This window comes from Shewanella sp. 1CM18E (genome assembly GCF_023161665.1).
In the GTDB taxonomy this organism is placed as follows: Bacteria; Pseudomonadota; Gammaproteobacteria; order Enterobacterales; family Shewanellaceae; genus Shewanella.
In genome coordinates this window covers 1-13962 of sequence record NZ_JALNTW010000015.1, presented here as the reverse complement: position 1 = coordinate 13962, position 13962 = coordinate 1, and the positions used below count along the sequence as shown (strand labels likewise).

10 protein-coding genes and 1 pseudogene are annotated in these 13962 nt (G+C 44.6%); 6 read left to right on the top strand and 5 right to left on the bottom strand.

What is annotated here, in order from left to right; genetic code table 11:
• Window positions 1–77: 77 nt before the first annotated feature.
• The 3 genes and pseudogenes from MSG37_RS16755 to MSG37_RS16745 form a co-directional block, all read right to left on the bottom strand.
• Complete coding sequence (locus tag MSG37_RS16755; RefSeq protein ID WP_248471803.1) at window positions 78–647, bottom strand: hypothetical protein; 570 nt, start codon at window positions 645–647, stop codon at window positions 78–80.
• Window positions 648–666: 19 nt separating this feature from the next.
• The gene (locus MSG37_RS16750) at window positions 667–1602 is read right to left on the bottom strand and encodes an alpha/beta fold hydrolase (RefSeq protein ID WP_248471802.1); all 936 of its coding nucleotides are present in this window, start codon (window positions 1600–1602) and stop codon (window positions 667–669) included.
• A 164-nt stretch (window positions 1603–1766) separates the two neighbouring features.
• Window positions 1767–2627, bottom strand: a pseudogene (locus MSG37_RS16745) (virulence factor BrkB family protein); the annotation flags it as partial.
• 97 nt (window positions 2628–2724) lie between these two features.
• Between MSG37_RS16745 and MSG37_RS16740 the strand changes: the two are divergent.
• From MSG37_RS16740 to MSG37_RS16730, 3 genes are all read left to right on the top strand, one after another.
• Window positions 2725–2943, top strand: coding sequence for a hypothetical protein (locus MSG37_RS16740; protein ID WP_248471800.1), 219 nt, complete (start codon window positions 2725–2727; stop codon window positions 2941–2943).
• A 30-nt stretch (window positions 2944–2973) separates the two neighbouring features.
• On the top strand, window positions 2974–3621 hold the full coding sequence (locus tag MSG37_RS16735) for a DUF2959 domain-containing protein (protein ID WP_248471799.1): 648 nt from the start codon (window positions 2974–2976) through the stop codon (window positions 3619–3621).
• Between the two features lie 182 nt (window positions 3622–3803).
• On the top strand, window positions 3804–5018 hold the full coding sequence (locus MSG37_RS16730) for a 4Fe-4S binding protein (RefSeq protein WP_248471798.1): 1215 nt from the start codon (window positions 3804–3806) through the stop codon (window positions 5016–5018).
• A gap of 99 nt (window positions 5019–5117) precedes the next feature.
• On the opposite strand, the gene pdxY is transcribed toward MSG37_RS16730, so the two are convergent.
• Together pdxY and typA are read right to left on the bottom strand one after the other, a co-directional pair.
• A complete protein-coding gene (pdxY, locus tag MSG37_RS16725; RefSeq protein ID WP_248471797.1) occupies window positions 5118–5987 on the bottom strand; it encodes a pyridoxal kinase PdxY in 870 nt (289 codons plus the stop codon).
• 244 nt (window positions 5988–6231) lie between these two features.
• On the bottom strand, window positions 6232–8043 hold the full coding sequence (gene typA / locus MSG37_RS16720; RefSeq protein ID WP_248471796.1) for a translational GTPase TypA: 1812 nt from the start codon (window positions 8041–8043) through the stop codon (window positions 6232–6234).
• A 714-nt stretch (window positions 8044–8757) separates the two neighbouring features.
• Between typA and glnA the strand changes: the two genes are divergently transcribed.
• From glnA to MSG37_RS16705, 3 genes are all read left to right on the top strand, one after another.
• Window positions 8758–10167, top strand: coding sequence for a glutamate--ammonia ligase (gene glnA / locus MSG37_RS16715; RefSeq protein ID WP_248471795.1), 1410 nt, complete (start codon window positions 8758–8760; stop codon window positions 10165–10167).
• Window positions 10168–10324: 157 nt separating this feature from the next.
• Window positions 10325–12520: a carbohydrate-binding family V/XII gene (locus MSG37_RS16710; protein WP_248471794.1), complete on the top strand. Its 2196-nt coding sequence runs from the start codon at window positions 10325–10327 to the stop codon at window positions 12518–12520.
• Window positions 12521–12638: 118 nt separating this feature from the next.
• Window positions 12639–13844 carry a dicarboxylate/amino acid:cation symporter gene (locus tag MSG37_RS16705; RefSeq protein WP_248471793.1) on the top strand — a complete coding sequence of 402 codons (1206 nt, stop codon included), beginning with the start codon at window positions 12639–12641 and terminating at the stop codon, window positions 13842–13844.
• Window positions 13845–13962 lie beyond the last annotated feature (118 nt).

Below are 13962 nucleotides of genomic sequence, written 5' to 3'. Positions count from 1 at the left end.
AAAATATGTCATGCAAAGATGAAAAAAAGCGAAGCTAAACGCTTCGCTTTTTATCGCTGCTTTTGCCTAATAGTAAACTAAATAGACTGAATATTCTGCATTACAGGAATAGGCTTGATCACATCTTCAGCGCCTTCAGGTAACGATTTCCCCACTTGGCGTAGACCTTCGTCTGTCCACAAAATAAAGCGGCGTAGCTCTTCCATGGTAATGGTATCAACAAAGGTTGCAGCACCTTGCACTTGGATCACCGCGCCATTGTCACGAATAACAAACTTGGCAAAGTTCAGCTTTTGATTAAGCGTGCCAATCATAAACAACATCTCTTTGCTGCCAACATACTTTGGGTGAATCGCATAAAAACGATTCATCATAATGCGATCTATACCGTCAGGATTGATACTAGGCTGGAGGATAAACTGATTGTTATCAAAGTTAACCGCGACGCCATTAGGGCCAGCCCTTGAGGCTAAATAGCTTTTACTTAAAAGGGCCTCTAATAATTTACTTGTGGCATCTTCATTAGATAATCCACCTAAATCAACACTATCGGGTGCCAACGTAGCTGCTTCAGTCGTTTCAGTTTTATCAGTTGAAGCACAAGCACCTAGACTCATTATTAAGCCAGCAAGAATAAGTTTTTTCATAGAATCTATGTTTCCTTGTTTATTGTTTGGCCATTTCCCGTATGGCGTTTATTACTGCTTTTGCCATCTTAGCATCGGCTAAAGCATGATACCCACCTTTAATCTCAGTCATTGTTAGCAACTGATTTTGCCGCCCTTGTAAAAAACGATGCAACTCATCGGCAGGGCAAACCCAATCAAACTCACCTTGTAGTATGTAGGTTTGGCATTGAATTAATGGTAATTTCTGAGATAGCTTTTCAAATGCACCAAAGTAATTGTTAGCTACATAATAAAGCTCAATGCTTGCTAAAGACTGACTGAACTGGACATTTCCTCGATTCAGCATCTGGCTAGGGTAGGCAAGCGTCATCTCCCAGGTTTGCCAACGCATAGTAAAATCTCGCCTTACATCTTCGCTATGATGCGTTAGCCCAGTGCGATAATCTGCAAACAATTCCGCTAAGCTAACTTGAGGCTTAGAGCGTGCAACAAATTGTTGGTACTCTTTTTTAAAAACACTCGCTGCACCTGCAGTGCCATAAAGGGCTGCAATGCCCTGTGGACTTGGAATAAACAAGCCCCACAGCACTTGCGATATCACTCGGCTAGGATAATAAGCTGCATAGATAAGGGCGAGCGTTGCACCAAATGAACCTCCAGCAAGCATCCAACGAGAAATATTGAGCCAATTTCTTACCGTCTCAATATCACCTAGCAAATGCTGCAATGTATTATGTTGCAACTCACCACGTGGGCGCGATCTACCAGCACCACGCTGATCTAACAAAATAACCTGATAGACAGATAGATCAAATAACGCTAAATCTTCAACGGCGCAGCCCGCACCTGGGCCACCATGTAAGTACAATATTGGTATGCCCTCAGGGTTACCGTATTGCGCGACATAAACTTGATGTCCCTGCCCGACACTCAGCCAAGTACGGCGAATCGCTTTGCGTTGATGAACTGGCACTAGCCTTTGGCACCCTCGCTTGTTTCTGCTTTACGTGCATCCTCTATTTCAGCTTCTGCTTGCTCTATTACTTCTGCTTTGGGGTCGGCGGCAGATTCAGATTTTTCAGCAGCTCCTGTGACTGCGTCTACATCAATATTGGCGTCATCAGCGGCTAAGCGTTTATCGCGCATTAACTGACACTCATGCAAATACTCTGGCAAGCCCGCAGTAATTTCTGCGCCAACTAATACAATCACCCAAGACACATAAACCCAAACAAATAAAATTGGGATAGTGGCTAATGCGCCATAAATAGCTTCATAGCTCGGAAACTGCGTCACATAAAAGGCAAAGCCTTTTTTGCCTAATTCAAACAGCATTGCAGCCACTAAAGCGCCAAGCAAGGCGTGTAAAAACTTAACCTTTTTAATTGGCACAACCATGTAAAGCAGTAAGAAAGCAGCCACAGAAAACAGCATTGGCAGACGTTCAATCAATAGCGGCACTACGCCTGACAGCTCGCTATCACTAAATAGCTTTAACGACACAAGATATGAAGTCGCCACTAAGCTTGCACCGACTAATACTGGCCCTAGGGTTAACACCATCCAGTACATAGAAAAAGACACTGCGGCTTGGCGCTTTTCTTTAGTGCGCCATATGCTATTGAGCGCTTTATCAATTGCCGAGATCAGCATTAATGCAACCACCATTAATGCAGCGATACCTACGCTGGTGCCCTTGGAGGCATTAGCGACAAACTCATTAATGTAAATCTGTACCGTATCGCCTGCAGCAGGTAGAAAGTTGTCATATACAAAAGCTTCTAGCTTTTCGCGAATACCAGAAAATACCGGAAAAGCTGACAGCATAGAAAACATCACGGCAACAATAGGCACCAAAGACAACAAGGTCACGTATGCCAAATGCCCGGCCTTTATATTGACTTGATCCTCTTTAAAGCGGCTGAGTAGATGTAAGGCAAATGCCCAAATGCTCAACAAAAAAGAACGAAGCTGATTTATCACCATGTTATTTTTCACTTGTTACTCTTGATTCTGTTAAAGTTAGTCTTATAAATGCCTATCTTGGTACAATAAAGCTTATAACCTTCTCTTTACAAGCATAAGGATTGAATTGATGTCACAACAAGGATCTGCCGGCAATGTTATTGCTGCTATTGCGAGCTTTTTCTTTCCAGGCCTTGGACAATTAGTTCAAGGGCGTATTCTAGCCGCACTCATTTTCTGTATTATTGCTGTGGTTGGTTACGCACTCTGGTGGCTAATCGTTCCAGCAATTATTGGCGGTATTGCCCACCTATGGAGCATTATCGACGCCGCTAAGTATCGCTCATAGTAACTCACTAATTTTCAGGGATAAAAGAAGATGAAGAAATTGATCACCACCGCAGTATTAGGCACCAGCTTACTACTTGGCGGCTGTCAAAGTGCCTATTACGGTGCAATGGAAAAAGTGGGTTATCACAAGCGCGACATCATGGTTGATCGCGTTGAAGACGCCAAAGAGTCACAAGAAGATGCCCAAGAGCAATTTAGCTCTGCGCTCGAAGAGATGCAGGCGCTGCTCAATCATGACGGCGGTGATCTTGAAAGCGCTTACAACAAAGCCAAAGATGAGTACGAGTCAGCCCAAGATGCTGCTGACGATGTCACTAATCGCATTGATAAAGTTGAGGATGTTGCCGAGGCACTATTTGACGAGTGGCAAACTGAAATTGGTGAAATTAGCAAAGCAAGCCTACGTCGCAACAGTGAGTCAAAACTCAAAGAGACTCGTCGTTCATACACTCAGCTAGTTAAAAGCATGCGCCGCGCCGAAAGTAAAATGGAGCCTGTGCTAACAGCAATGAAAGACAATATGCTGTATCTAAAGCATAACCTTAATGCTCAAGCAATTGGCGCGATTAAAGGTGAGTTTGCTAGCTTACAAACGGATATCTCTGGTCTGATTAAAGAGATGAACAAATCTATTGATGAATCAAATAAGTTTATTGCTTCATTAGAGGGCAAATAAGTCCTTACTAAAGTGTGGTTCCTAGGTCATTTCACCTAGGAACCAAACTTGTGAACTAGCGCCCTATTTTACCCATCACAATGTCAATTTTCTGATCTCCTGCACAGCCTCAACAGCATTTAAGAACTTCTGCTTAGAAAAGGTTTCACAATAGTATCAATCGACTACCAACAGATACTGTTATGAGCTTTATTGAATCGTTAACTCTCGTTCTCGCGCTGACATACAGCGTAAGCCTGATCTATTGGAGCGGCAAAAAGTGGGGAGCATTTGTCTCGGCAGGCTCGGTCTCTGCGGCCATAATATCGAGCCTCTATTGGCCACTCATTGTCGCATTAGCTATTGCAGCAATCGGCGCAGGCTTAGCAGCTAAGTTCAAACCTGAACTGATCCAAGGTGAGAGCCGAGCCAACAATATGCGTGAAGGCGTACAGCACTTACTTGCTTTGTCGATGCTTATCGTTGGTGTGCAGTTTGCGGTCAACACCGCCTTACTAAAGTCGGGGATCACTCCTTGGTTAATGCGTCCCGATGTCGGTGATGCGTTTTTACCTATTGCAGGCGGCATTGAGTTAAAGGCAATCATTAACTTAGGCATATGGGATAAAAACCATCCTGCGGCAGCTGTGATGCTGACAGTCGTGCTACTGACAGGTTTACTGTGCAAGCGGGCATTTTGCGGTTGGGCCTGCCCGCTTGGGCTTGCTGGTGAGTACCTCTATAAACTTCGCAGACGCTTTATCAAGCAAGAATTACTGCCACCAGCGTGGATAGACTGGCCGCTGCGTATGCTCAAGTATCTGCTACTGCTGGCATTGCTCTATATTATTATCGGTATGCCAACCATGAGCATTCCAGGTTATTTAAACAGTAACTACCATAAGATTGCCGATCTAAAAATGGCGCTGTTTTTCGTAACTCCTGGGCTCGTGACTATCATCTGCTTTAGTATCATTCTTGGCTTAGCAGCATGGCGTAGACAAGGCTTTTGCCGTTACATCTGCCCTTATGGTGCGCTACTGGGGATACTCAGTTTTTTAAGTCCGTTTAAGATCCGCCGTAATACTCAGCACTGCTTAATTGATGCTAAAGGAATGAGCTGTGATAAATGCACCCGCGCCTGCCCGGCCAGCATCTCAGTGCATAAGCAGATCAATATCCGCTCAGATGAATGTCAGGCATGTATGCGCTGTATCTCAGCCTGCCCTAAAAATGAAGCGCTGCAATTTAGTACTCGCAATGGCTGGAAGCTATCTGCTCGCGGGCTCACCATTATGCTACTAACAATCATGTTCTTATTGCCACTGGTCGCTTACTTAGGAGGCTTCTGGCACAGCGAAACGCCTGTAGAGGCAAGAATGTACTTGATTCAACACTTAGATAAAATTGGCCACTAAATAAAACGCCAACCGTATTCATATGAAAACGGCTGGCGTTAGAATTTCTATGCAGTTACCAATCTAAAGCTAAGTAAACTTTGCTCTACTTAGCTTAACTTAGATAGCAGCAACTGGCTTAGCGCGTTCTTTAATCACAGGCGTTGCAATCGCATCTTGAGCACGAATAAGCTGTAGCTCGTAAGCGCCTTGCTTAAAAGTTTCTAGCAATACTGCATCAACTGACGCATTAGTGCGCTCAAAGGCGTCGACAGGCTCACAACCTGCTTGCAGATTCGCTAACATCAAGCCACTGATTAAGTCGCCCACACCCACAGGCTGCTTTTCAAATTCGTATAATGGACGCGAGATTAAATAGCTACCACCTTCAATTACTAACAGCATTTCAAATTGCTCTTTATTGGTAGCCGCTTTTGCAAGATGCTTAACCACAACCATTTTTAAGCCTTTAGCGAGTAAGCTTTGGCAAGCCTGAATCACTTCATCTAGGTTATGTAGCTCAGTGTCTGTTAGGGTTTCTAACTCTAAAAGATTTGGCGCAATAATGTCTGCTACCGCTAGAGCTTGAGTCTTTAAAAACTCTTGCACACCCGGTGACACAATACAGCCCTTTTCAGGATGGCCCATAACAGGGTCACAAAAGTAGATCGCATTCGGATTAAGCGCTTTCATTTTTTGCACTGCTGCGGCAATTTCAGCGCCTTGCTCTGCACTACCTAAGTAGCCACTTAATAGTGCATCGCAGTGTTGCAACTCACCGATATTATCTAAGCCTTGCACCAACTCAGTGATTTGACCCGCAGGCATGATCATTCCAGCCCAGCCTTGTGCATACTGCGTATGGTTTGAGAACTGCACAGTATTAATTGGCCAAACTTCCATTCCTAGACGACGCATAGGGAATACTGCGCTGCTATTACCGGCACAGCCAAATACCACATGGGATTGAATGGATAAAATCCGCTTCATGATCATAACCTTTAATTTTAATTAGCGATGTTAATTGAGGGTGCTTTATGCCGCTAAATGCGACTCTTTACGATTATAGCAACTAGGCTAAATTAGTAATCTCATACTTAATCAAGCTGTGAGCTATTGCATAGGATTTTTAATCAGTTCCTGCTTTTTAAGGCCACAAAAAAGCCCCCAACATTTGCATGTTAAGGGCTTTTAAATACTTAACCTGATTACAGGTTGAAGCTAAGCGCAGTCATTACTTACGGTTATGACGCTTACGCTCGTTTTCAGTCAAGTAACGCTTACGAACACGAATGCTCAGCGGAGTTACTTCTACTAATTCGTCATCATCGATGAACTCAAGAGCTTGTTCTAGAGTCATTTCGATATGCGGAGTTAGTACTTGAGCTTCGTCAGTACCAGATGCACGCATGTTAGTTAGCTGCTTACCTTTCAAACAGTTAACTGTAAGGTCGTTAGCACGTGCGTGAAGACCAACTACTTGACCTTCGTATACTTCTGCAGCGTGAGTAATAAACAGACGACCACGCTCTTGCAGACCGAATAGTGCGAATGTTAGTGCCTTACCCGTTGCGTTAGAGATCAATACACCACGTGCACGTTGACCAATGTCGCCGCCTTTCACTGGACCGTAATGGTCAAATGAATGGTAAATTAGACCAGTACCAGAAGTCGCTGTCATGAATTCAGTTTGGAAACCGATTAGACCACGGCTAGGGATAACGAAGTCGATACGTACACGACCCTTACCGTCTAACTGCATGTCCTTCATGTCACCCTTACGAGTACCAAGCTTCTCAATTACTGCACCTTGATGTTCTTCTTGAACGTCAACAGTTAGAGTTTCGAACGGCTCACACATCTCGCCATCGATCTCTTTCATGATAACTTCTGGACGAGAAACAGCTAGCTCGTAACCTTCACGACGCATGTTTTCGATCAAGATAGATAGGTGAAGTTCACCACGGCCTGATACGCGGAAACGATCTGGGCTGTCAGTTTCTTCAACGCGAAGTGCTACGTTGTGTACTAGTTCCTGCTCTAGACGCTCAAGGATGTTACGTGAAGTTACGTACTTACCTTCTTTACCAGCGAATGGAGAAGTGTTTACCTGGAAAGTCATTGTTAGTGTTGGTTCATCAACAGACAATGGAGGTAGCGCTTCAACAGTAGAAGTTGCACAAACTGTGTCAGAAATCTTTAGCTGACCAAGACCAGTAATAGCTACGATGTCACCAGCGTTAGCTTCAGTAACTTCGTGACGCTCTAGACCCATGTAACCTAATACTTGGCCTACTTTACCGTTACGCTTGTTACCTTCAGCATCGATGATAGTTACTTGCTGGTTTGTCTTAACGCTACCGCGCTTAACACGACCAACACCAATAACACCAACGTATGAGTTGTAGTCCAGCTGCGAAATCTGCATCTGGAAATCACCTTCAGCATCAGCATCTGGTGAAGAAACTTTTTCAACGATCGTTTCGAATAGCGGAGTCATATCTTCGCTAACTTCGTCTGGATCTAATGAAGCAAAACCGTTTAGTGCAGAAGCATAAACGATTGGGAAATCTAGTTGCTCATCGGTAGCGCCTAGGTTGTCGAACAAGTCAAATACTTGGTCAATAACCCAATCTGGACGCGCGCCTGGACGGTCAATCTTGTTAATAACAACGATTGGCTTTAGGCCTTGAGCGAAAGCTTTCTTAGTTACGAAGCGAGTTTGTGGCATTGGACCATCAACTGCGTCAACTAGTAGCAATACTGAGTCAACCATAGATAGAACACGCTCAACCTCACCACCGAAATCGGCGTGGCCAGGGGTGTCAACGATGTTGATACGGTAATCGTTCCACTTGATGGCAGTGTTCTTGGCCAGAATCGTGATACCACGTTCCTTTTCAAGATCATTTGAATCCATCACCCGCTCAGTGGCTTCTCCTCGAGACTCAAGGGTTCCTGACTGCGCCAGCATCTTATCAACCAAGGTAGTCTTACCATGGTCAACGTGTGCAATAATGGCGATGTTACGTAAATTCTCTAACACGGCTAAACCTCTTACCATCGGTATAAAATATAGGGGGGTTACTGACAACAACTAAAACCAATCTAGTATAGTAGTTGCAATAAAAAGCGTGACATTCTACTCTAGCTCGGCGCTATCTCACAGGATTATTTTTAACCAATCGTTAAAAATAACTCTTTCGCATTGATTTTTTTCGCTCTAACGCCCGCTTTTTATACACTTTTTTATACTTTCACTGTGTGACACTATTACTATCACTCCCTTGGCTAAATTCCATTTTTAGCTAGTTTTAAGCAAAATCCAGACTATTTCCCTATAGATCAGACGCTAAATTTTAGCTAAATCGACACTGTCTTTATTGCCAATAACACTTATTTAAATACAGATGCTATTTCCTTGATTTACACCCTATAAAAATCACTATCTGTTAGTTATTGTACTCGCTGCAGTTTAGAGAAATGTAGCTGGCTAAAATTGCGCTTTATCAATAACTGCACTGTTATGGCGCGTGCACCATTAGGCTCTTTATTGGCGCACCACAAAGATCCACACCACGCACCAAAATAGTGCAAAATATTTTACTCGATTGCAGCCACAAAACATCAAACTGCTATTATTCAGTAAGTTACAAGTTTGGCACGACTCTCGCTATATGAATATCAGATTCGCGTTAAGCGCTAAATATTTAAAGATAAAACAAAGGGACAACCCTTTACCCTACTCGGAGATTTGAGAATGTCTGCAGAATCAGTTTTACAACAACTAAAAGAACTAGAAGTTAAATTTGTTGATTTGCGTTTTACCGATACCATAGGTAAAGAGCAACACGTTTCAATTCCTACTCACCAAGTTGACGCTGACTTCTTCGAAGACGGTAAAATGTTCGATGGTTCTTCAATCCAAGGTTGGAAAGGCATTAACGAATCAGACATGGTATTGATGCCAGATCCAGACAGCTTCGTACTTGACCCTTTCACTGCTGAAACCACAGCTAACATTCGTTGTGACATTCTAAACCCAGGCACAATGACAGGTTACAACCGTGACCCACGCTCTATTGCAAAGAAAGCTGAAGATTACCTACGCTCAACAGGTATCGCTGACACCGTACTAATTGGTCCAGAGCCAGAGTTCTTCCTATTTGACGATGTTAAGTTCAGCGCTGACATGTCAGGTTGTTTCTACAAAGTTGACGCTGAAGAAGCGGCTTGGAACTCAGGCACTAGCTACGAAGATGGCAACAAAGGTCACCGTCCAGGCGTTAAAGGTGGTTACTTCCCAGTAGCACCAGTTGATTCTTCACAAGACATCCGTAGTGCTATGTGTTTAGTACTAGAAGAGATGGGGCAAGTTGTTGAAGCGCATCACCATGAAGTAGCAACAGCTGGTCAAAACGAAATCGCAACACGTTTCAACACACTAACCCTTAAGGCTGACGAAGTTCAGGTACTTAAGTATGTTGTTCATAACGTTGCTCACGCTTACAACAAGACTGCGACATTTATGCCTAAACCAATCGTTGGTGACAATGGTAGCGGTATGCACGTGCATCAGTCTCTAGCTAAAGACGGCGTTAACCTATTTGCTGGTGACAAGTACGGCGGATTAAGCGAAACAGCTCTATTCTACATTGGTGGTGTGATTAAGCATGCGCGTGCAATCAACGCATTTGCTAACCCATCAACTAACTCTTACAAGCGTCTTGTGCCACACTTTGAAGCGCCAGTAATGCTAGCTTACTCAGCAGCTAACCGCTCTGCTTCTATCCGTATCCCAGTGGTACCAAGTGCAAAAGCACGTCGTATCGAAGTTCGTTTTGGTGACCCAGTTGCTAACCCATACTTAGCGTTCTCAGCAATGCTAATGGCGGGCCTTGACGGTATTCAAAACAAGATCCACCCAGGTGAAGCAATGGATAAAGATCTATATGATCTTCCAGCTGAAGAAGCAGCTGAAATCCCAACAGTTGCAACTTCACTAGAAAACGCACTTGAGTGCCTAGATGCTGACCGTGAGTTCTTAACTCGTGGCGACGTATTCACTAACGACTTTATCGATTCTTACATCGCCCTTAAGTCTGCAGACGTTGAGCGCATCAACCAAACAACTCACCCAGTGGAATTCGAGCTTTACTACAGCTTGTAATCCTTTGAGTTGAGCCGCTAACCAAGCACTTGGTTAGCCTTAAAGCCCTAAGCAGCTATGTTTAGGGCTTTTTTGTTGTTTAAAAACCAGACAACTAAAATAGCGCCCACAAAATCAAGCAGCTATGCTTTATACAACTGCTTTCGAGGGAACGACTATGCCAACACTCACAGCGATTTATGCCAAAGCGATTATTTGGGTAACCTTGCTATTAACACTAATCAGCTTGCCCGCAATCGCCATTGAATGGCCGCAAGATGTCACAGCCAAAGAGGGCACGATTGTGGTGTATCAGCCGCAACCAGAATCGTTAAAAGGCAATATCTTGCAGGGCCGCGCGGCAATGTCGCTGGAGCTTATCGACCGCGACGAGCCTATTTTTGGGGCCTTTTGGTTCAGCGCTCGCATCGATACCAGCAACGATGTTGCAACCGTGCGTAATGTTGAGGTCACTCAAGTACGCTGGCCAGACTCACAGCCCAGCGATGAGCAACGATTTACCGAAGTGGTTGAAAAAGAGCTAGAGAATAGTCAGTTCGAGATCTCTATGGAGCGTTTATCAGCAAGCCTGGCTAACGCCGAACAAGAAAAACAAAGTCTGGCGGAAATCAAAAGCGATGCACCTGATATTCTATTTCGCCAGCAGCTAGCAGTTCTGCTTACCTTTGATGGCACACCGCAATTTAGAGATATTGAAAATAGTCCCTATGAGCGCGCACTCAATACCCCTTTTGCCGTGGCACGTAACAAGCAAACCCAAAAGCTCTATCTCAGCAATGGCACTTATTGGTATACGGCCGATAATCCCTTAGGGCCATGGCAAGTCACCGAATATCCACCAGCCGATCTCGTAAAAATGCAGCCAGAAGCAAGCCAAACACCAGCTAAAAGCGCTGATGCTCCTGCTGTCATCGCCGTCGATAAGCCAACAGAGCTAGTCTCTACTGACGGCAAGCCACAATGGCAAAGCTTAATTGAAGGTAAACTACTGTATGTTAGCAATACCGAAACCGCTTGGATCCGCGAAACATACAGCGGAGATATGTATCTACTGCTTTCTGGCCGTTGGTTCAAATCTAAAAAAGAGGCTGGCCCGTGGAGCTTTGTTCGCCCAGACAAATTACCCACAAGTTTTAGTGAAATCCCCCCCGAATCCGATATCGGCGGCCTCAGAGTATCTGTTGCAGGAACCACTGAAGCAGACCAAGCAGTACTCGATGCACAAATTCCGCAAACTGCAGCGATTAAACGTGATGCAGCTAAACTCAGCGTAGAATATGATGGCGAGCCCAAGTTTGACGCTATCCCCGGCACCAAAGTCGCCTATGCAGTAAATACCAACACCCAAGTATTAAAGATAAACAACCAATATTATGCCGTTGATAATGGTGTTTGGTTTAGCGCTTCTAACGCTAAAGGCCCGTGGCAAGTCGCTGACAATATTCCAAATGATGAAATCGCCAAAATCCCGCCCAGCTCGCCAGTGTACAACACCACCTATGTTGAGATTTATGACTCAACTCCAGAAGTCGTTTATGTGGGTTATACGCCAGGTTACATGTGGTCGTATCCGTACTTTGGCGTGCCTGTATACGGCACTGGTTGGTATTACCCACCTTATTGGGGCCGCTACTACTATCCACGCCCACCAACTTGGGGCTTACACGTAGGCTACAACCCTTGGACGGGTTGGAACGTAGGCGTTAGCTGGAGTAACGGATTCTTTAGCGCTGGCATAGGCTGGAGCGCCGGTTGGGGCAATCATTATTATCCGGGTCGTTGCTGTGGCGGCTACTATGGTGGTGGTTATCGCAGACCTGTGGTGATCAACACAGGTGATATCAATATTGGCAACAGTGTCAGCATAGGCAACCGCACCAATATCTCTAATAAGCTGGCTAGAAACACTGGTATTTCAGGCAATAAATTGACTGGTAATCGAGTCGGTAAAAACAATCTTTATAACCGCCCTGAAACCCGTAATCGCAATGCTGATCCGGCAAAGATAAATAATAAGTTTAAACCTGCCAATCATAACAAGGCGCGCACTAACAATGTTTTTGCTGATAAAAATGGCAACGTGGCTAGAGATTTAGACGGCAAGTGGCAAAGCCGTGATAAAGGAAGCTGGACACCTGCACCTGAAACACGGCAGAAAATTGAAACTGGGATCAATAATCGTGAAATATCCCAGCCCAAATCCCTGTCTACTCCTCAAGTGACAAGGCCCAACAATCAAATAAACCGCAGTAACAGTATCAATCGGCAACATAATTTTGATCGTGAAGGCCTAAACCGAGCCCGAAATGCCCGCCAGCATGGCGCAATGCGTGAAGGAAGGCGCGGCCGTTAACTGTCATTGCATTTAAATGCGCATGAATTAGGCCTGCCATAGCAGGCCTAATTCATGCAGAAAAATGGCTTAACCCATGCCTTGAATACCATCAGGCATCATTCAGGGAATCATAATCATGTGGCACAAACTCGCGCCTTATCGTAGCTCAATCATTTTACTTTCAGCATTAATGCTAGGCGGAATAATTGGCATTTTAGTCCCTGATTTTGCGCTAAAGCTAAAACCATTAGGCCAGATATTTTTAAACCTGTTGTTTATGATTATCGTGCCATTAGTGGCTATCAGCGTAACCTCGTCCATTGCCCGTATGACAGATTTAAAACGCCTAGGTGCAATACTTATCACCATTTTTGCAGTCTCAATAGTCATGGCCATTATCCCTACACTCGGCATTATTGGCTTAGCATCAATTTACGACCCCGCCCAAGGCGTGACATTAGACCTACAGCAACAAGTCAGCACTGGCTCTGGTGAGATGGATTTTGTGAGCTTACTGACCACCAATGACTTTGTTGGCCTGTTATCGAAATCTAATATTCTGGCGCTGATAATTATGTCGGTGATCAGCGGTATCGCTATCGGTCAATCAGGTAAAGACGGCGAAAAAGTCTCAGCCATGCTCGACAGTTTGAATACTGTTATTATGAAAATCGTGTCGATTTTGATGGTCGCCGCACCAGTTGGTCTCGGTGCTTACTTTGCCTCAACCATGGCGAGCCAAGATCCTGAATTATTAAGTACCTTTGCCCGCGCTATTGGCTTGTTCCTTATCGCTGCATTCATCTATTACACTTTAGGCAGCACTGTTTATGCTTGGCTTGGTGGCGGCATAAATGGCGTTAAGCAGTTTTGGCGTAACGCGGTAGAACCTTCAGCAACCGCTTTAGGCACCAGTTCTTCATTAGCATCGTTACCGGTCAATATTCGCGCCGCAAATAAAATGGGGCTACGTGAAGATATCGCCGATATTAGCCTCCCCTTGCTGGTCAATCTTAATAAGGGAGGCGCCGCCATGACGACTGCGCTTAAGATTGTGTTTATCTATTCGATTTTGGGCTTAGATTTTACTGCCGATGTGTTTACGCTAACGGTATTGATTTCAGTGTTATCAGCCTTTGTGATTGGCGGCGTTCCCGGCGGCGCTTTTCTTGGTGAGATCTTTATCGTCACCACCTTAGGCTTACCGCTAGAGGTCATCCCTATTCTAGTGATTATTGGCGCGGTTACCGATGCCCCTGCAACAGTAATCAACGTGATCCATGACTTAAATGCCACTCAAATCATCGAAAGAATTAGTGGTCGCCACTATGTAACACAATAGAGGACTAAATAGCGCCTAAAAGTCAGGTTTTTCACCCTTACAAGTAAAAGATCCACCTTCTGAAGAAGGTGGCTTTGATATAACTCCCTAAAAGGGAGCTTTCCTACCGTGCGTTAAC

Coding starts and splice junctions, on each gene's coding strand:
- MSG37_RS16740 (WP_248471800.1), top strand. CDS start 2,725: ATGTCACAACAAGGATCTGCCGGCAATGTTATTGCTGCTATTGCGAGC.
- MSG37_RS16710 (WP_248471794.1), top strand. CDS start 10,325: ATGCCAACACTCACAGCGATTTATGCCAAAGCGATTATTTGGGTAACC.
- pdxY (WP_248471797.1), bottom strand. CDS start 5,987: ATGAAGCGGATTTTATCCATTCAATCCCATGTGGTATTTGGCTGTGCC.
- MSG37_RS16730 (WP_248471798.1), top strand. CDS start 3,804: ATGAGCTTTATTGAATCGTTAACTCTCGTTCTCGCGCTGACATACAGC.
- MSG37_RS16735 (WP_248471799.1), top strand. CDS start 2,974: ATGAAGAAATTGATCACCACCGCAGTATTAGGCACCAGCTTACTACTT.
- glnA (WP_248471795.1), top strand. CDS start 8,758: ATGTCTGCAGAATCAGTTTTACAACAACTAAAAGAACTAGAAGTTAAA.
- MSG37_RS16705 (WP_248471793.1), top strand. CDS start 12,639: ATGTGGCACAAACTCGCGCCTTATCGTAGCTCAATCATTTTACTTTCA.
- MSG37_RS16755 (WP_248471803.1), bottom strand. CDS start 647: ATGAAAAAACTTATTCTTGCTGGCTTAATAATGAGTCTAGGTGCTTGT.